Source organism: Pseudomonas sp. LY-1, assembly GCF_053502595.1.
Genome location: NZ_CP094353.1, coordinates 197,391 through 215,564, shown reverse-complemented (window position 1 = coordinate 215,564; position 18,174 = coordinate 197,391). Strand labels below are relative to the sequence as shown.

General features: G+C 59.3%; 13 protein-coding genes. 10 read left to right on the top strand and 3 right to left on the bottom strand.

What is annotated here, in order from left to right:
- The 10 genes from atpD to MOQ67_RS00950 all read left to right on the top strand — a co-directional run bounded on the left by atpD (position 1) and on the right by MOQ67_RS00950 (position 13,942).
- Complete coding sequence (atpD, locus tag MOQ67_RS00995; RefSeq protein ID WP_010565871.1) at positions 1-1,380, top strand: F0F1 ATP synthase subunit beta; 1,380 nt, start codon at positions 1-3, stop codon at positions 1,378-1,380.
- A gap of 44 nt (positions 1,381-1,424) precedes the next feature.
- On the top strand, positions 1,425-1,850 hold the full coding sequence (locus MOQ67_RS00990; RefSeq protein WP_017848931.1) for a F0F1 ATP synthase subunit epsilon: 426 nt from the start codon (positions 1,425-1,427) through the stop codon (positions 1,848-1,850).
- Between the two features lie 115 nt (positions 1,851-1,965).
- The gene (gene glmU / locus MOQ67_RS00985; protein WP_057004919.1) at positions 1,966-3,333 is read left to right on the top strand and encodes a bifunctional UDP-N-acetylglucosamine diphosphorylase/glucosamine-1-phosphate N-acetyltransferase GlmU; all 1,368 of its coding nucleotides are present in this window, start codon (positions 1,966-1,968) and stop codon (positions 3,331-3,333) included.
- A 230-nt stretch (positions 3,334-3,563) separates the two neighbouring features.
- Positions 3,564-4,331, top strand: a complete 768-nt coding sequence (locus tag MOQ67_RS00980; RefSeq protein WP_026140274.1) for a DeoR/GlpR family DNA-binding transcription regulator — start codon at positions 3,564-3,566, stop codon at positions 4,329-4,331.
- A gap of 10 nt (positions 4,332-4,341) precedes the next feature.
- Positions 4,342-6,174: a glutamine--fructose-6-phosphate transaminase (isomerizing) gene (glmS, locus tag MOQ67_RS00975; protein WP_126589310.1), complete on the top strand. Its 1,833-nt coding sequence runs from the start codon at positions 4,342-4,344 to the stop codon at positions 6,172-6,174.
- Positions 6,175-6,318: 144 nt separating this feature from the next.
- Positions 6,319-7,146 carry a heteromeric transposase endonuclease subunit TnsA gene (locus tag MOQ67_RS00970; RefSeq protein ID WP_017781026.1) on the top strand — a complete coding sequence of 276 codons (828 nt, stop codon included), beginning with the start codon at positions 6,319-6,321 and terminating at the stop codon, positions 7,144-7,146.
- A gap of 13 nt (positions 7,147-7,159) precedes the next feature.
- Positions 7,160-9,220, top strand: coding sequence for a Mu transposase C-terminal domain-containing protein (locus MOQ67_RS00965; RefSeq protein WP_017781027.1), 2,061 nt, complete (start codon positions 7,160-7,162; stop codon positions 9,218-9,220).
- The gene (locus tag MOQ67_RS00960) at positions 9,213-10,823 is read left to right on the top strand and encodes an ATP-binding protein (RefSeq protein ID WP_017781028.1); all 1,611 of its coding nucleotides are present in this window, start codon (positions 9,213-9,215) and stop codon (positions 10,821-10,823) included. The genes MOQ67_RS00965 and MOQ67_RS00960 overlap by 8 nt, the downstream gene beginning before the upstream one ends.
- Position 10,824: 1 nt before the next feature.
- Positions 10,825-12,327 carry a TnsD family Tn7-like transposition protein gene (locus tag MOQ67_RS00955; RefSeq protein ID WP_017781029.1) on the top strand — a complete coding sequence of 501 codons (1,503 nt, stop codon included), beginning with the start codon at positions 10,825-10,827 and terminating at the stop codon, positions 12,325-12,327.
- Positions 12,320-13,942, top strand: a complete 1,623-nt coding sequence (locus MOQ67_RS00950) for a Tn7-like element transposition protein TnsE (RefSeq protein ID WP_017781030.1) — start codon at positions 12,320-12,322, stop codon at positions 13,940-13,942. Before MOQ67_RS00955 ends, MOQ67_RS00950 begins: the two co-directional genes overlap by 8 nt.
- Before the next feature lie 658 nt (positions 13,943-14,600).
- Here the strand turns inward: MOQ67_RS00950 and MOQ67_RS00945 are convergent.
- Genes MOQ67_RS00945 through MOQ67_RS00935 form a run of 3 tightly spaced genes read right to left on the bottom strand, consistent with a single transcriptional unit; the run spans position 14,601 to position 17,779 of the window.
- Entirely contained in the window at positions 14,601-15,572 is a 972-nt protein-coding gene (locus MOQ67_RS00945; RefSeq protein ID WP_017781032.1) for an ExeA family protein, read from the bottom strand.
- Positions 15,562-17,199 carry a DDE-type integrase/transposase/recombinase gene (locus MOQ67_RS00940; RefSeq protein WP_202820957.1) on the bottom strand — a complete coding sequence of 546 codons (1,638 nt, stop codon included), beginning with the start codon at positions 17,197-17,199 and terminating at the stop codon, positions 15,562-15,564. The genes MOQ67_RS00945 and MOQ67_RS00940 overlap by 11 nt, the downstream gene beginning before the upstream one ends.
- A gap of 4 nt (positions 17,200-17,203) precedes the next feature.
- On the bottom strand, positions 17,204-17,779 hold the full coding sequence (locus MOQ67_RS00935) for a recombinase family protein (protein WP_021263840.1): 576 nt from the start codon (positions 17,777-17,779) through the stop codon (positions 17,204-17,206).
- Between the last annotated feature and the right edge of the window lie 395 nt (positions 17,780-18,174).

The following is an 18,174-nucleotide window of genomic DNA, read 5'->3' as shown; positions in this document are numbered from 1 at the left end:
ATGAGTAGCGGACGTATCGTTCAAATCATCGGCGCCGTTATCGACGTGGAATTTCCACGCGACAGCGTACCGAGCATCTACAACGCTTTGAAAGTACAAAGCGATGCAGGCACCACTCTGGAAGTTCAGCAGCAGCTGGGCGACGGCGTGGTTCGTACCATTGCAATGGGTTCCACCGAGGGCTTGAAGCGCGGTCTGGGTGTCCTGGACACTGGCGCTGCCATCTCCGTACCGGTCGGTAAAGCGACCCTGGGCCGGATCATGGACGTTCTGGGTAACCCGATTGACGAAGCTGGCCCGATCGACACCGAAGAGCGCTGGGGCATTCACCGTCCAGCACCTTCGTTCGCGGAACAAGCTGGCGGCAACGACCTGCTGGAAACCGGCATCAAGGTTATCGACCTGGTTTGCCCGTTCGCCAAGGGCGGTAAAGTCGGTCTGTTCGGTGGTGCCGGTGTAGGCAAGACCGTAAACATGATGGAACTGATCCGTAACATCGCCATCGAGCACAGCGGTTATTCCGTGTTCGCCGGTGTGGGTGAGCGTACTCGTGAGGGTAACGACTTCTACCACGAGATGAAGGACTCCAACGTTCTGGACAAAGTGGCACTGGTTTACGGTCAGATGAACGAGCCGCCGGGAAACCGTCTGCGCGTAGCACTGACCGGCCTGACCATGGCCGAGAAGTTCCGTGACGAAGGTAACGACGTTCTGCTGTTCGTCGACAACATCTATCGTTACACCCTGGCCGGTACTGAAGTATCCGCACTGCTGGGCCGTATGCCTTCGGCAGTAGGTTACCAGCCGACCCTGGCTGAAGAGATGGGCGTTCTGCAAGAACGTATCACTTCGACCAAGGAAGGTTCGATCACTTCGATCCAAGCGGTATACGTACCTGCGGATGACTTGACCGACCCGTCGCCAGCGACCACCTTCGCCCACTTGGACGCCACCGTCGTTCTGTCCCGTGACATCGCTTCCCTGGGTATCTACCCAGCGGTCGATCCACTCGACTCGACTTCGCGCCAGCTGGACCCGAACGTGATCGGCCAGGAGCACTACGACACCGCTCGCGGCGTTCAGTACGTGCTGCAGCGTTACAAAGAACTGAAGGACATCATTGCGATCCTGGGTATGGACGAGCTGTCGGAAACCGACAAGCAGTTGGTATCCCGCGCTCGTAAGATCCAGCGTTTCTTGTCGCAGCCGTTCTTCGTGGCTGAAGTCTTCACCGGTGCCTCGGGTAAATACGTTTCCCTGAAAGACACCATTGCTGGCTTCAAAGGCATCCTCAACGGTGACTACGACCACCTGCCAGAACAAGCGTTCTACATGGTCGGCGGCATCGAAGAAGCGATCGAGAAAGCCAAGAAACTGTAATCCCGGCGCCCGGCAACGGGCGCTCATCAGGTTGAGGCAATCAGATGGCTATGACAGTCCATTGCGATATCGTCAGCGCGGAAGGGCAAATCTTCTCCGGTCTGGTAGAAATGGTGATTGCACACGGCGAACTCGGTGACCTGGGTATTGCCATGGGCCACGCGCCATTGATCACCAGTTTGAAGCCAGGTCCGATCACTCTGACCAAGCAAGGCGGGGACCGGGAGGTGTTTTACATCTCTGGTGGTTACCTCGAGGTTCAGCCGAACATGGTCAAGGTACTTGCCGACACCGTGCAACGTGCTGCTGACCTGGATGAAGCCTCCGCTCAGGCAGCCGTCAAGGCCGCCGAGAAGGCCCTGAACGAAAAAGGCGCAGATTTCGACTACGGTTCTGCTGCCGCTCGTCTGGCCGAGGCCGCAGCTCAGCTGCGTACCGTCCAGCAGATCCGCAAGAAGTTTGGCGGCTAAGCCGTTACGCCTCATGCGTGATTGATTAAAAAGGGTAGCCTCGGCTACCCTTTTTCTTTTTTTGCAAAACACTTCTCTGGTCTGAAGCCGGACCGCCCAGGATTGGTAGCCATTCATGTCTCTAGAAATCGTCATTCTCGCCGCTGGCCAGGGCACCCGCATGCGGTCGGCCTTACCCAAAGTGCTGCACCCGGTGGCCGGTAACTCCATGCTTGGCCATGTTATCCACAGCGCTCGGCAACTGGCCCCGCAACGCATCCACGTCGTCATCGGCCACGGTGCCGATGTGGTGCGTGAACGCCTGGCCGCGGATGACCTGAATTTCGTATTGCAAGACAAGCAACTGGGCACCGGCCACGCTACCGCCCAAGCCGTGCCGTTCATCAAAGCCGACACGGTGCTGATCCTCTACGGCGACGTGCCCCTGATCGAAGTGGAAACCCTGCAGCGCCTGCTCAAGCACGTCGTGCCCGGCCAGATGGGCCTGCTCACCGTCGAACTGGATGACCCTACCGGCTACGGCCGCATCGTGCGCAACGCCGACGGCAAGGTCGCCGCTATCGTCGAGCACAAGGACGCCAGCGACGCCCAACGCGCCATCACCGAAGGCAACACCGGGATTCTCGCAGTGCCGGCCAATCGCCTGGCGGACTGGATGAGCCGTTTGTCCAACAACAACGCCCAGGGCGAGTACTACCTGACCGACGTGATCGAAATGGCCGTCAACGATGGCTTGCTGGTCGCCACCGAACAGCCCCACGACCCGATGGAAGTGCAGGGCGCCAACGACCGCAAGCAACTCGCCGAACTGGAGCGTCACTACCAACTGCGCGAAGGCCGCCGCCTGATGGCCCAGGGCGTGACCCTGCGCGACCCGGCGCGCTTCGATGTGCGCGGTGAAGTCACCGTGGGCCGGGATGTGCTGATCGACATCAATGTGATCCTCGAGGGCCGTGTGATCATCGAAGACGACGTGGTGATCGGGCCGAACTGCGTGATCAAGGACAGCACCCTGCGCAAGGGCGTGGTGATCAAGGCCAACAGCCATATCGACGGTGCGGTGATGGGCGAGGGCAGCGATGCCGGCCCATTTGCGCGCCTGCGTCCCGGCAGCGTGTTGGAAGCCAAGGCCCATGTGGGTAACTTTGTCGAACTGAAAAACGCCCATCTGGGCGAAGGCGCCAAGGCCGGCCACCTGACGTACCTGGGCGATGCGGTGATCGGCGCGCGGACCAACGTCGGCGCCGGCACCATCACCTGCAATTACGATGGTGCCAACAAGTATCAGACGACGATTGGTGAAGATGTATTCATCGGCTCCAATAACTCGCTGGTTGCACCTGTAACCATCGGTGATGGCTCAAACACTGCCGCGGGTTCAACCATCAATCAGGATGTGGATAAGTCACAGCTCGCGGTAGCCCGCGCCCGTCAGCGCAACATCGACGGTTGGAAACGCCCGGTGAAAATCAAAAAGAGCTGAGTTATCCACAGTCTTATCAGCAACAAATAGCCAATGTGGGAGGGGGCTTGCCCCCGATGGCGACGGTCCAGTCAAAGCACTTAATGACTGACGCACTGCTATCGGGGGCAAGCCCCCTCCCACATTAGCCCTTCGCCAGTTTCAAAAATTTGCGGCATGCTGCTTGACGATCTTTCGCCAATAGGTTTTTATTGCCTTCGTTATCTTTCGAAACGAAACATAAAATCACCATGTCGAAACGAAATACACCCCAACGACGCCACAACATCCTGACTTTGCTCAATCAACTGGGCGAAGTCAGCGTGGATGAATTGGCCAAGCGTTTCGAAACTTCGGAAGTCACCATCCGCAAGGACCTGGCCGCCCTCGAAAGCAACGGCCTGCTGCTACGCCGTTACGGTGGCGCGATCACCATGCCTCAGGAGCTCGTCGGCGACCCTGCCCAGCCGATCTCGGTCTACAAGCGCGCCATCGCGCGTGCCGCCGTGATGCGCCTGCGCGAACACGCACGCATCATCATCGACAGCGGCAGCACCACCGCCGCCATGATCCCCGAACTGGGCCACCAGCCCGGCCTGGTGGTGATGACCAACTCCCTGCACGTGGCCCGCGCCTTGAGCGAGCTGGAACACGAGCCGGTGCTGTTGATGACCGGCGGCACCTGGGACCCGCATTCGGACTCGTTCCAGGGCCAGGTTGCCGAGCAGGTGCTACGTTCCTACGACTTTGATCAACTGTTCATCGGCGCCGACGGCATCGATCTGCAACGCGGCACCACCACGTTCAACGAACTGCTGGGCCTGAGCCGCGTGATGGCCGAGGTCGCCCGTGAAGTGGTGGTGATGGTCGAATCCGACAAGATCGGCCGCAAGATTCCCAACCTGGAACTGCCCTGGAGCAGCGTCCATACCCTGATTACCGATGATCGCCTGCCGCATGAGGCCCGCGACCAGATCCAAGCCCGCGGCATTACGCTGATATGCGCGGCAATCATCTAGGAGAAACACCATGTGTGGCATTGTTGGCGCAGTCGCTGAACGTAACATCACCCCCATCCTGATCGAAGGCCTCAAACGCCTGGAATACCGCGGCTATGACAGCGCCGGTGTGGCGGTCTTCACCAACGCCGGCAAGCTGGAGCGCCTGCGTCGTCCGGGCAAGGTCAGCGAGTTGGACCAGGCCCTGGCCGGCGAACCGCTGGTCGGTCGCCTGGGCATCGCCCACACCCGTTGGGCCACCCACGGTGCGCCGTGCGAACGTAACGCCCACCCGCACTTCTCCGGCGACGTGGCCGTGGTACACAACGGCATCATCGAAAACCACGAAGTGCTGCGTGAACAGTTGAAGAGCCTGGGTTACGTGTTCACCTCGGACACCGACACCGAAGTCATCGCCCACCTGCTCGACCACAAGCTCAAGGACCACAGCGACCTGACCGCCGCCCTCAAGGCCACGGTCAAGGAACTGCACGGCGCCTACGGCCTGGCCGTGATCTGCGCGAGCCAACCCGACCGCGTGGTTGCCGCACGCAGTGGCAGCCCGCTGGTGATCGGCCTGGGCCTGGGGGAAAACTTCCTCGCCTCCGACCAACTGGCCCTGCGCCAGGTCACCGACCGCTTCATGTACCTGGAAGAAGGCGATATTGCCGACATCCGCCGTGACAGCGTGGCGATCTGGGACGTAAACGGCAATTCCGTCGAGCGCGAAGCCGTGCAATACCGCGACGGCGCCGAAGCGGCCGACAAGGGCGCGTTCCGCCACTTCATGCTCAAGGAAATCCACGAGCAACCGGCCGTGGTGCAACGCACCCTGGAAGGTCGCCTTGGCGACAAGCAAGTGCTGGTCAACGCCTTCGGCCCGCAAGCCGCCGAGCTGTTCGCCAAGGTGCGCAATGTCCAGATCGTGGCCTGCGGCACCAGCTACCACGCCGGGATGGTTGCGCGTTACTGGCTGGAAGAATTGGCCGGCATCCCGTGCCAGGTCGAAGTCGCCAGCGAATTCCGCTACCGCAAGGTGGTGGTGCAGCCCGACAGCCTGTTCGTGACCATCTCGCAGTCCGGCGAAACCGCCGACACCCTGGCCGCCCTGCGTAACGCCAAAGAGCTGGGCTTCCTCGCCAGCCTGGCGATCTGCAACGTCAGCATCAGCTCCCTGGTGCGTGAGTCCGACCTGACCCTGCTGACCCAGGCCGGTCGCGAAATCGGCGTGGCCTCCACCAAAGCCTTCACCACCCAACTGGTCGGCCTGCTGCTGCTGACCCTGTCCCTGGGCCAAGTACGCGGCACCCTGGCCCCCGGCGTCGAAGCCACCCTGGTGGAAGAACTGCGCCGCCTGCCGACCCGCCTCGGCGAAGCGCTGGCGATGGACAGCACCGTAGAAAAAGTCGCCGAGCTGTTCGCCGACAAGAACCACACCCTGTTCCTCGGCCGTGGCGCGCAATACCCGGTGGCGATGGAAGGCTCCCTGAAGCTCAAGGAAATTTCGTACATCCACGCCGAAGCCTACCCGGCCGGCGAACTGAAACACGGCCCATTGGCCCTGGTGGATGACGACATGCCGGTGGTCACCGTCGCGCCGAACAACGAACTGCTGGAGAAGCTCAAGTCCAACCTGCAGGAAGTGCGCGCCCGCGGCGGCCAACTGATCGTCTTCGCCGACGAGAAAGCCGGCATGGTCAATGGCGAAGGCACCCACGTCATCAACATGCCGCACATCCACGACACCCTGTCGCCGATCCTCTACACCATCCCGCTGCAATTGCTGTCGTACTACGTCGCCGTGCTCAAGGGCACCGACGTTGACCAGCCGCGCAACCTGGCGAAGTCGGTGACGGTGGAGTAATACGGCTGGCGCCGGAAGGCCTGTTGTGGGATGCAAATAAAGTTTCATCCGTACAAATAAAGTATCATCCTTACAAATAAAGTTTCATCCTAAGCCTGTATCCGCTATGTTGAGGTCATCGACACGGTGGATGCAGGCTTTTTCATGTCTGGAACATTCAAGGGCCTGACCCAGGCACAGATTGATAGAAGGCTCAAGGAGGGGCGTGGCCAAGGCCAGGGACGGGACTACAAGCCGTTCATCTACACCAGGGATGTGTCCTCGTTGGGGCGCTCCCACCGCCTGCCTGGCAGCAAGACCCGGCGTCTGCACCATCTTTTATCCGATCTTGAACTGGCCATTTTCCTGACCTTGGATCGGTCTCCCCAGGTCACTGATATCCGTGAGCAGTTCCCGATGCGGGCCGAAGATACGGTGCGCATCGCCGAGGAACTTGGCCTTGCTCACGGTCGCTACAAAGGAATCCCTCAGGTTCTGACCAGCGATTTCCTGGTGGATTTTGATGACCCCCAGCGCCCATCCGTCGCGATCCAGGCCAAGTACAGTGCCGATCTGCAGAAGCCGGAAGTCATCGAGAGACTTGAACTTGAAAGGCGCTACTGGCAGGAAAAAGGGATTCCCTGGTTCATCATCACGGAGCGCGAGGTATCCAGAGAGGCATTTGCCAATATCCAATGGCTCTATCCGGCCCATGCTGAAGACGACATTGCACAGGATGATCTCGCACACTATCAGCAGCTGTTCTTGCTCGAGTTTCAGCGTCACCCAGACCGGAAGCTGACCGCCATTGCCCAGGAAATGGATACTTCCGGCCAACTGGAGGCTGGTCAAGCACTCTATTGGCTACGCCAGCTGCTGGCTCGGCACTGGTTTCTCTTCGATCTTGACACCCCTTACCGCGTGCTGAAGCCGAAGGATCTAGCTGCCAACCCTCATCAGATTCATCAGGAGCTGATCAGTGTTGTCCGTTAATCAGGTGTTCCGTATGGGAGAGCTCCGAAAGCGCCTGCTCTGGTCCGGTACCGAGCAGGCTGTCTGGATTGATATCGATTTGGACACGGCGCTGCCCGAATCGATATCGGTTGCAGAGCTGGAGCGTCTGATTATTGAGGGTGAGCTGGAGAGCATTGGCGATCCCTTCGAGGAGACGGTCCTTCGGGAGGTGGAGGCAGGCTCCCCTGACCAGCTGAAACGTGATGAGGCGTGGGCGATGCTGGCGGATTATATGCACGATCCCCAGCTTTTCGTGCGGCGCCCCAGAGGGCTCATTGTCGGAAGCATCATGCAACGCCATGGTGTCACCAAACAGACGGTGTACAGATTACTGAGGCGCTACTGGCAACGAGGCATGTGTAGGAACGCCCTCTTGCCGGACTATGTCAACTCGGGTGCCCGTGGCAAGCGCCGAAAGCCGAACAGAGCCAAGCTGGGCAGGCCAAGAGTGGTGATGGCGGGGAAAGGGCGTAATGTCACGCCGGATATCGAGCGCATTTTTCGCCGGGTCATCGAGGAACGCTTGCTCAAGGAAAAACATCCGTCCATTCCTGATGCCTACGCCTCCGGGCTGAACCTGCTCCGTGCTGTTCAGCCGGAGCTGCCGACCTCCGAACTGCCTACATTGGGGCAGTTCCGGTACTTCTATGGGCGCGAATATCATTTCACCGACACCTTGCCGCGCAGGATGTCCGCAGTGGACTTTGCCAAGGACTTCCGGCCGCTCAACAGCACATCGACGACTGAGACCCTGGGTCCAGGATACCGTTACCAAATAGATGCCACCATCGCAGATATTTATCTGGTTTCAGAGCATGACCGCAGCCTTATCGTCGGCAGGCCTGTCGTTTACATGGTGCTCGACGTGTTCAGCCGCATGGTCGTTGGTATGTACGTCGGATTCGAGGGGCCCTCCTGGGTCAGTGCCATGGTGGCATTGGCCAACACGGTCGCCGACAAGGTCGAGTATTGTCGCCAGTATGGTTTGGAGATCGATGCCAGCGATTGGCCGGTCAAGGGTTTGCCGGATGTGATACTGGCCGATAAGGGCGAACTGAACGGCACCAAGGTTGAGGCATTTTCCCAAGCCTTCGGCGTCCGCATCGAGAACGCACCGGCCAGGCGAGGTGATGCCAAGGGCATCGTCGAGCGCTATTTTCGAACGGTGCAGGAGCGTTTCAAGCCTTACGCCAGCGGTGTGGTCGAGGACACTACCAGCCGGAAGCGAGGTGGCCACGACTACAGGCTTGATGCCAGTCTGACCTTGCCCGAATTCACGAAAATCATCATTGCCGGCATCCTCCACCACAACAATTTCCACACCCTGAGCAAATACGACAGGGCTGCGGGAATGCCGGGCGATCTGCCGGCGATTCCAGTCATGCTGTGGAACTGGGGCTTGGCCAGCTTGACCGGTCGGTTGCGCACTGCGCCGGAGGAACTGGTGTGGATCAATCTCTTGCCCCATGAGTCGGCCACGGTTTCGGAGCTGGGAATCAGGCTATTCGGCTGCTTCTACAGTTGCCCGGAAGCAATCAGGGAGGGTTGGTTTCACCGAGGCCAGGGGCGTCGGCCGACAGGGGTAACGGTCGCATACGACCCGCGTAGTGCGGACCATATCTACTTGCGGCCGTCCAATAGTCTCAAGGATTACTGGGTTTGCGATCTTGCCGACCGTAGTCGACGTTTCAGGGGGATGACCTTCTGGGATGTCTGGATACTGTCCAGAGAGGAACGGCGGAGCGATGTCAATGCGGCGTCAAAAGCCTTGGCGGAAAGAGGCAAGCTTCTGGAGCAGATCGAGTCGATTGTTGCCCAGGCAGAGAACGCCAGTCCGCTCAAAACTGGCATTAGCAAGAAAGATCTGGGCACCCAGATCCGCGAGAACAAGCAGCAGGAAAAGCGCCAGGAGCGCCTGAAAACAGCATTTAAACCTGAGAAAGCACAGCGGGCGAAACCCGCGGAGGTGATCCCACTGCGGGGCGAGAAGCAGGAAGATTATGCCTTTCCGGATCTCAGTGACCTGATATTCAAGGAGGAAGAAGATGACTGAAGAATTACAGCGCGGAGTGATTCCCCTGGCGCGTTATCATGAGCAGCAGCTTCCCGAGTATCAGGACAATCCACTCATCAGTGCATTACCTCCGATTCCTGATCTGCAGGAAGTGGTCGGCCTGATGCAGCAACTTCCCAGTTTCGAGCCGCAGGAGGCGCTTCTGGATGGTCGGCTCCGGGCTCATGCCATTGCCCGTCTGTTGCACGGCTTCTTTCAGCCACTCAGCCACCACTTGGAGCTGGAGAGCAAGATCAGCCTGATGATCCGTCAGGGCTACATCGGTCGGAACCCGGCCAGCGGTGCCTGGTATGCACACCTGCAGAATGGCTATCGCCGGGTGGAGGAGGAGGATCTTGATGCGGCGGTGTACCAGAGTGTTACCTCCACAGCCAACAGTTTGTCGCTGTTCGGCTGCTCCGGTTGCGGCAAGACGCGCACGCTGGAGCGGATTCTGGGTATGTACCCCCAGGCTCTCCATCACCCCGATTACAACATCACTCAATTGGTCTATCTGAAGGTCGACTGCCCCATTGACGGTGACCTGGATGAGCTGTGCCTCAGCTTCTTCAACGAGGTAGACAAGATCCTGGGCACCCACTACAGCCGTAGCCACGGACGCAAGAAGCTGGGTACCAAACGTTTGATGGCATCCATGTGCCAGGTGGCCAACCTGCACGCACTCGGAGTGCTGATCATCGATGAAGTTCAGAACCTCAACGAGGCACGCTCCGGTGGTGCCGAAAAAATGCACAATTTTTTCGTGTCGTTGGTGAATACCATTGGCGTTCCGATCATTCAGGTCGGTACTCACCGGGCCAGCAAGTTCTTCCAGCGCACCTTCCGGGCAGCGCGTCGGGTCTCCGGGCTGGGCAGTATTCGCTGGGACAGGTTGCCTCGGGACGAGCACTGGAAGCGCCTGTTGAAGCGACTCTGGAAGTACCAGTGGCTACGAAATGCGGCGCCGCTGGACGATGAGTTGGAATCGACCATGTACGACCTCACACAAGGGGTCATGGACATCGTCATCAAGTTGTTCGCGCTGGCGCAGATCAGGGCAATAGTGACAGGCGTCGAGTGCATCAAGCCGCTGTTGCTGCGCAGGGTTTTCGAGGACGAGTTCAAACCGGTCCACCCGATGCTGGCGGCTTTGCGAAGTGGCAGGCCCGAACTGATCGCTAAATATGACGATCTGCTGATGCCGGAGATCGAGGGACGTTTGCTGACCCTGAGTCGCTCTCTGGATAACCTCCCCCAACCGAAAGCGCCGGCACTTCCGGCAGACGACAAGGCCAAGCGGCTGGCTTCACTGCTCGAAGAGATGGAAATCCCGAGGGATATTGCCATTCCCATAGCCGATGAATTGGTGGTTGAGTATCCGGATATCCCCCTGGCGGCCCTGATTCATAAGGCCACAGCTTACCTCGCACAGGACGTTCCCAAGAGGCCCAGCGTTTCCCGAGTTAAGCGGACGGAGTGGCGATGTCTATCCGAAGAGGATCTGCGTCGACGTTATGCCGATGGGCCTGAAAGTGAGGCCTACGACAGATTCAAGCAGGCTGGTCTGATCCTCGATATGCGGCCTCTGCTGAGAGCGAGCTAACGTGTACTTTCCCAGGCTCTATCCGGACGAGCTGCTCTACAGCGGCATTGCTCGCTGCCGGGTCCATCTGGGGATCAGCAATCACAAAACTCTGCTTCATATGGCGTTCGGTGACAGCAAGGTCGCCGCCATCACCGACCTGCCCACGCACTTGGCCGCTCTGGCGAACAACACTGGGCTGGATACGGCGAACGTGATCATGCATCACACGCTGTTTCCGCTCTATGCCCCCTTCATTCCAGCGAAGCGGCGTAACGATCTGTTCCAGGCCATGCTTGCTTCCGACCGGTCGACCATCGGTCTGGCTGGGTCTTCGGCGGCTTTGGTCAAGTGGCCCGACTGGCTGCGTTACTGCCCTGTCTGTTTTGAGGAAATGGCTGCCCGTTTCGGTGAGACTTATTGGCGGCGAAGCTGGCAGATTAAAGGGGTAGATGCCTGTCCCGAGCATGGCTGTCAGCTCCTGAACTCACCTATCCCGTTCCGTCGAGCGCAGCGGCATGAATTTCATCCGGCCTCGCCATTGTTTCTGCCCTGTGACTCTCGCACGAGCCCGGCGAGCGAAGAAGCTATCAGGCTCGCCAAGACTGCCACGCAACTGCTGGCGCTTGAAGAGGCGCAATCGCCTGGCTACGGTCGCTGGACCAACCTGTACAGGTACCTGGCCACAGAGTGCGGTGCCAGGCGTGGCCGGCAAGTTAGGGCTGAAGTCATATGGGAAAAGATCCTGGAATCTCACTGCAGGAATTGGCTTACTACGAATGGTCTGCTTTCCCACGAAGAGCCTCCGCCCTGGCTGCTGGCGATGTTCAGGAAGCATCGCAAGGGATTCAGTGCGCTGCAGCATCTGATCGTCTGGACTAGCCTGCGCCCCGGCCAGCATGCTGGCGAGCTGATCGGCGAGGCGAAGACACGCCAGGCCGACGTTTCTCCCGATCAGTTTGCCAGGCAACTTCCGGCAAGGGCAGGCCAAACACAGATGTACCGTACCCTTTGGCTGCAAGCACTGGATAATCACGGTGGAGCCAAGGCAGCTCGACAAAATGGCGGGGATGCGTGTTATGCCTGGCTCTATCGTCATGATCGGCACTGGCTGATGGCTGCGAACCAAGCCAGGCAGCGTCGACAGGGCAACAACAGCCACATCGATTGGCGAGCGCGCGACAGGAAGCTAGTACGTCTGCTGATCCGGCTTGGCAAAGACAGCGAAGATGACCTGACCTTGCCACGCAGGAGCCGCAACTGGTTCCTGCAGCAGCTACCCCATCGGGCATCAATTGAGCACCATCTCGATCAAATGCCTCTGTGCCGCACCTTCCTGAATCGCTATGCCGAGTCCGTCGGCGAGTTTCAGATTCGCCGCCTGACTGCAGCGATGCAGGAGGATATTCGGGTCGGCATATCATCCAGGCGCTGGGAGTTGGAAAAGCGTTGTGGGCTGGAAAAAAGCAGTATGGCACCGCTGACCACTGCGTTCATTCGATTGATAGGAAGATGGATTGAATAGGACCTTATTCCGTCAGATCCAGACCGGATCTAGGCTGTTGGCTATTGGAAACTTGTTCAGAGCCCCTACTCCTGGGGCGCAGTGGCGACTGGCGGCACTCTTCGAGGGTAATGGCCAGTCGCAATTGAAGCGGTTTCCACTGGAAATGTCCTGTGTCCTTGCGGTTGGTCGCGAGTTTCCTGGCGAAGAAGGGGCCCCTTACCGGTCCAGTGGTTTCAAGAAGGCGGTGGTGCTGCCTCCAATAGATAGCTGGCGGGAAAGGCAATTGGGTGACTGTCCAAGGCTCGCCAGAAGGCTGGCTGCAAATCCTGAGATATCTGGACAGCGATGCTTTGTGTTCGAGGTTGACGGTCTGACCGTCTGGTTACCGAAATTCGAGCTGGCACGCAAACTGTTCTTCCACGCAGCTTTCATAGTCCGTGCAGCCTTCGAGCCGAATGGTCTAGACATGGCTTTCACAATCTACAAAGAGGGCGATGCTGTTCATATCCATACGCCTACGAAGACGGGCGCGCCAAGTCAGCTTCTCAAAATTAAGGGATATAGGGACCACTTCAGTTGGCTGCTACTGAATCAGGATGTGAAGCGATCCTTCGAGTCAATCTGGCAAAGCCTCAACCAAGAGCAAGAGCGCACATCGCAAGAGTCGGCATATGCCAGGTGGAAGTTCGACTTCATGGCACCCATTTCCCTAGCGGGTACCACCATGAATATGCGAGGCCCTTTTGATCCGAAAAGCAACGAGTTGCTGGTCTGGGAAATCGAAGCGCTTCAAGGCCTCAGCTTCAGCCATCGAGGCGATATTTTTTTCCACCATCCTGCCCTGAAGCAACCAGTGAGGGGAGAGGGTACTGGCTGTGTATCCGTGCCATCGGGAGCTGAAGAGGTGGAAGTAGATGCTATCGAAGAGCCGACTGCTGCCAAGGAACCAAGGCTGATTCATCTACCCGTTGAGGGAATTACTTTTGATGCTCAGTTGAGCACCAGGATTGCCTACAACGGGGAGCGTGCCAGCGGTCATGGCAAGAAGATCGACGATGAGCAATGCCCGAGCAAAGAAGGCCAACTCTTAGGCGTGGCTGATCCTGTGAGCGGTGGCAGCATAGCGCCAGGGGAATTCCAGCAATTGGGCGAGGGTGATAGGGAGGAGCATGAGCGGTTTGCAAATCGCTTCTCGTTGCTCCGTGAGGTCATTGAACAGATCGCTCAGGAGCCTCGAATTACGCTGGTATCACTGGAGGTGAGACCATTGCCACCCGTTCCGCGCTGCAGCTATCACATGCTCGATCACGAAAAACCACGCTGTTATTTGCTGGCAAAATTCAAACTGCCAAACGGCAATCAGCGCTACCTTCTAGAAATAGACACCTCAGACAACCGCAAGACCATGTCAACACGGATCATGGGCTTCAAAGCAGGTGTTGAGGCCGAGAAATGCATCGACAGGATCTTGAGGCAGACAGTGAAAGGTTCGTTGCGCTGGCCGCACACTATGGCGAAGTTCTGTGAGCCTTTGCGCTCTGTACATCACCCGAAAGAAAGCTCATTCGGTGTCAATCATGCCAAGGTGTTCGAATGGAAGCAGCGTATAGAAGCCTGTCTTAGTCGGGAGTAAAAGGCCGGTGGACCCGGCCTTGCGATGCGGGGGCTATTAGGTCACGTAAATGAAAATCTGGGTGCATTCATCACCGGTAGCTACAACCTTGCACTGGATGCGCTCCATGATTTCCTCTCCTAACTGACGCGCTGCGAAGTCGAACCTGAGCAGGTAGGACTTCTCGCTACGCTCGGCCTCCCAATATGAAAGTCCCTGATCGAGCTGGACGGTCAGCTGCCTTCCGGAGCGCAACTGCAGTTGCAGCTGACGGTAGTGCGGCAAAGATGGGAGGCTGAGCACCTCGCCTTCGAAGCCGCAGTACTCCAAAGCCTGACGGATAGCTTCATCGCGCTCCTGAGATGTCCGCCAGTCGTGCCAGCACTGCCAAGGTGAGCGGTTGTCATCTTTCTGGTACTGACGCCCCTGGATGCGGATGGCGAAGTCTCCATCGCTATGCCTGCCCAGCTCATGAATAACGTTGACCAGCAGATTTACGACTAGCTGTAACGACCTGCAAACGAAAACACCCCGACCTGCAATCGACGCGATTTTCGACCGGAATTAACTGCGACTGTCCGGTCCAGCAAACCAGCATTAGCTGCGAATGAACCTGCATTGATCCGTGCGGACCTGCATTCCATTGTCGCCAGCCAGCATTAGCTGCAAATGTCGGGACTCAGATCGGCAAACCCGCTGCCAGCATCTTGTCGCGTAATTCGACGGCCCGAGCCGGGTCGAGCGTGTTGCTGAATAACGCCTTGATCTCGGTAGGCTTGGCGTCGAACTGTTCCACTAGGTCCTTGAGGCGGTAGCCGTGGCGCGTGAGGGTCGGCTCCAGGTCATCCAGCTGTCGCGACAGCACCGAGTGCACGAGTTCCGCCGACACAGGCTTCTCGCCGGTCAGGTAGCCGGCCTCCAGGGCCAGGCTGAGGTGCAGTTGAATTTGCAGTGGCGTGCGCAGCTTGGTGGCCAGCAGGTCAATGGCGTCTTCGGTCAGGATCGACTCGGGTTCGAGCTTACCCTCGGTGCAGGCGTCCAGTAGCCAGTGAATGTATTCGCGCTGACTGCCGGTGATGCCGTCGAGCGAGAAGATGTCGGTGCGGTAGCCGATTTCCTCCATCGTCGGCCGCCGCAGGTCGTTACGCAGCTTGGGGTGTCCGGCCAACACGATCGACAACCGGCCGTTGCCGTCCTCGACCAGTTCCATCAAGCGTTTCAGACCGGTCAGGGTATGGCCGTTGAGGTCGTGGGCCTCATCGACGAACAGCGCAACCGGGCGCTTGTTCTTCCTCACCAGCTCGCGCAGATCGCGCTCACGCTTTTCGCCCTGGGTGGGGATGCGCACCTGCTTTTCGGTGGAGAGGTCGTAGAACAGCGCGGCGATGAAGGTGGCCAGCTTGATGCTGTGCTTCTCGATGGCCAGCGACTTGGAGACCGTGATCTTCTTTTCCTCGTCCATCGCCTGTTGCAGTCGGCGCAACATCACGGTCTTGCCGCTGCCGATGACGCCGCACAGGGCAATCAGCCGCCCTTCGAAGATCGCCCCCTTGATGTCCTTGATCAACTGCTGATGGTGGCCGGTTTCAAAGTAGCCTGCCTGGTTCAGTGGCACCGCCAATCCGTAGTGCTGCATCACTTCAGCCCGCATGTTCTTCTCCTGCTTTCTTGTGGCGGAAGTAGCCCCGCACACGCTCCAATACAATGCGGCGTGTCAGGGTTTCGCTCAGCACCTGGTGGATGAAGGATTGATCGTCGGCGGAGAGCTTAGCCAACGGCTGCGCCAAGTCATCGGCAATGGCGAGCTTGGCGGCGATGGCGCTGGGAAACCGGTATTCGTGCGCCTCGGCATCGAAGGGTTGGCGCAGCAGTGCCATCGGCGTGGCGGGAGGTGCCAGCCGCACGTCGTCGCCGGCCAATGCGGCGATGGGCAGGCCAAGTTGGTCGGCCAGCGCGCGGATGCGATCAGCACGCTCATCCGCCTTGCCGCGTTTGAAGGCGCGGTAACGATGCACAGGGATTGGCCCGGAGACGGGGTAGTAAGGTCCGAAGCGCTCCCCCTCGAATTCGGCATAGAGTTCGTCATCGAACAAGCCCCAGAGCAACACCACGGTTTCGCCGGCCATGTCGGGCTCCACCTCGTAAGCCGTGCCGTCGATGGTGACACGGGCATCGACACCGACCTTGCGCCGCTCGGGTTCGCGGGCGAAGCGGCAGAACTGCTCCCAGGTGCACATCTCGCGCAGGCCCTCGGCTGGCAGGTTGGCCAACCAGTCCTCGATCCGCGAATGCGGTTCGGCACGATGCTCCTGGGTGTTGTAGGTGCACACCAGGTAACTCAGCAGCCACTCGTTGGCTTGGGCCTCGGTTTCCGGCTTATGGAAGTGATACAGCGTCTCGTGAGCCTCCTTCACCGTGCGGAATGGTCGCTCCACCTTGCCTTTCGAGCGGGCCGTGGTGCGGGTGCCATCCTTGCCGGCCGGAATGTGCGTCTGCCATTCGATACTCAGCGCCGCCATGACGTTCTGGAAGACCCGGCGCTTGGCCACCGGGCCGTTGTCCAGGTAGATCATTTTGGGGCGGCCTTGGAAGGGAAAGGTCGGGTCGGCCTTCGGTGCCATGGCGTTGAACAGGAAGCGCAGAGCCGACTCGGCATCTTCGCCATACACACAGTGGTATTCCTGGTAGGCCACTCCGCTGCGGTCGTCCACTACGCTGAACAGCATCAACGTCGGCTCGCCCCTGGCCGGGTCGATCCAGTCCGGCTTGTCGATGTGTTTGAGGTCGGAGGGCGACAGGTCGAATTGCCAACAGTCGTTGCTGTGTGCCGCCTGAAAACGCGTGGCGGGCGGTTGCCGCAACAGTCGTGACTGATCCAGATGCCAGCGGCTGAGGTATTCGTTCGCTGTGCTGCGGGTCAGTATCCCCTTTGGCGCCTTGACCAAGCCCCGCTCGGTTTCCACCCCGTAGTCCTCCAGCAGCTCAATGGCGCGGCGGGTGGACAGGTGTCGGCCTTGCTTGTTGGTGGTGCGCAGCTTCAGCGCCGCGATCAGCTCGCAGTAGCGCTCCAACTCGGCCTGCGGCAACACGCGCGGCCTACCGTGATCGGCGCGGTGGGCCGCGTGGGGTTTATGGAGAAGGTTCAGCGCCCGGTACACGGTGCTCGGTGACACGCCGTACAGTTCGGCTATCGCGGCTACCTGGGCGGTCCGTTCGGGGCTTTTCTTCGGCAGGCGGTCGAGCCGCTGCCGCAACTGCATCAGCGAATCGGTCGGAATGGTTTTACGCCGCCCGCTGGGCATCCCGCTCGGCCTCGGTCAGGTAGTTGTAGAGCGTCGAGCGGCCGATGCCCATCATTCGGCAGATTTCCGCCACGGTATGTTGCCGCTCGTGGTAGAGGCGTAGGGCAAGCTCCTGCTTGGCCGGATCGAGCCGTTTCTTGCGCCCGCCCTTGCGGCCTCGCGCCCGCGCGGCGGACAAGCCGGCCTGAGTGCGCTCGCGGATCAGGTTGCGCTCGAACTCGGCCAGGGCGCCGAACAGGTGAAACACCAGGCGGCCACCAATCGAGGCGGTGTCGATGCTCTCCTGCAAGCTGCGCAGGCCGACGCCGGCGGCGTCCAACTGCTCAACCAGCCGGATCAGGTCCTTCAGTGAGCGGCCGAGGCGATCCAAGCGCCAGATCACCACGGTGTCGCCCCGGCGCAGCGTGGCCAACAAGGCAGTCAGCCCGACTCGCTCGGCCTTGGCACCGCTGGCGGTATCCTCGAACACGCGCTCGCAGCCGGCCGTTGCCAGCGCATCGCGTTGCAGATCGAGGAGTTGGTCGTCGGTCGAGACGCGGGCATATCCAATCAACATGGCCGTCCATCCAACTATTCAGCGATAGTCCAGTGTAGTCGGATGCTGAAAGATGGAGACGGTAGTTGGATGCCCGCGATGCGAGTTTGCGTGGGAATTGCTGTCGTTTTCAGGAGTCGACCGCACGGTATGTCAAGAGTGGACTTCACTAGGCCCGATATGATCGCCCGGATGGGGCGGTGATGCGCTGGACGCTCCTTTGCAGATGATGGCTACCGACCCTGACCCGACGCCCCCTAACGCGAAGGCTGAACAGTGAGCGTTCTTGCCACCGTTCGCAGATTTGTTGATGAGCGAGATCTTGTCATTGGACAGCACGCCGTCGTCTGTCGAATGCCCGATCACTTCTCGGCGCGCCGATCTGCATCATCGATGGGCACGTGCGCAATGGACAC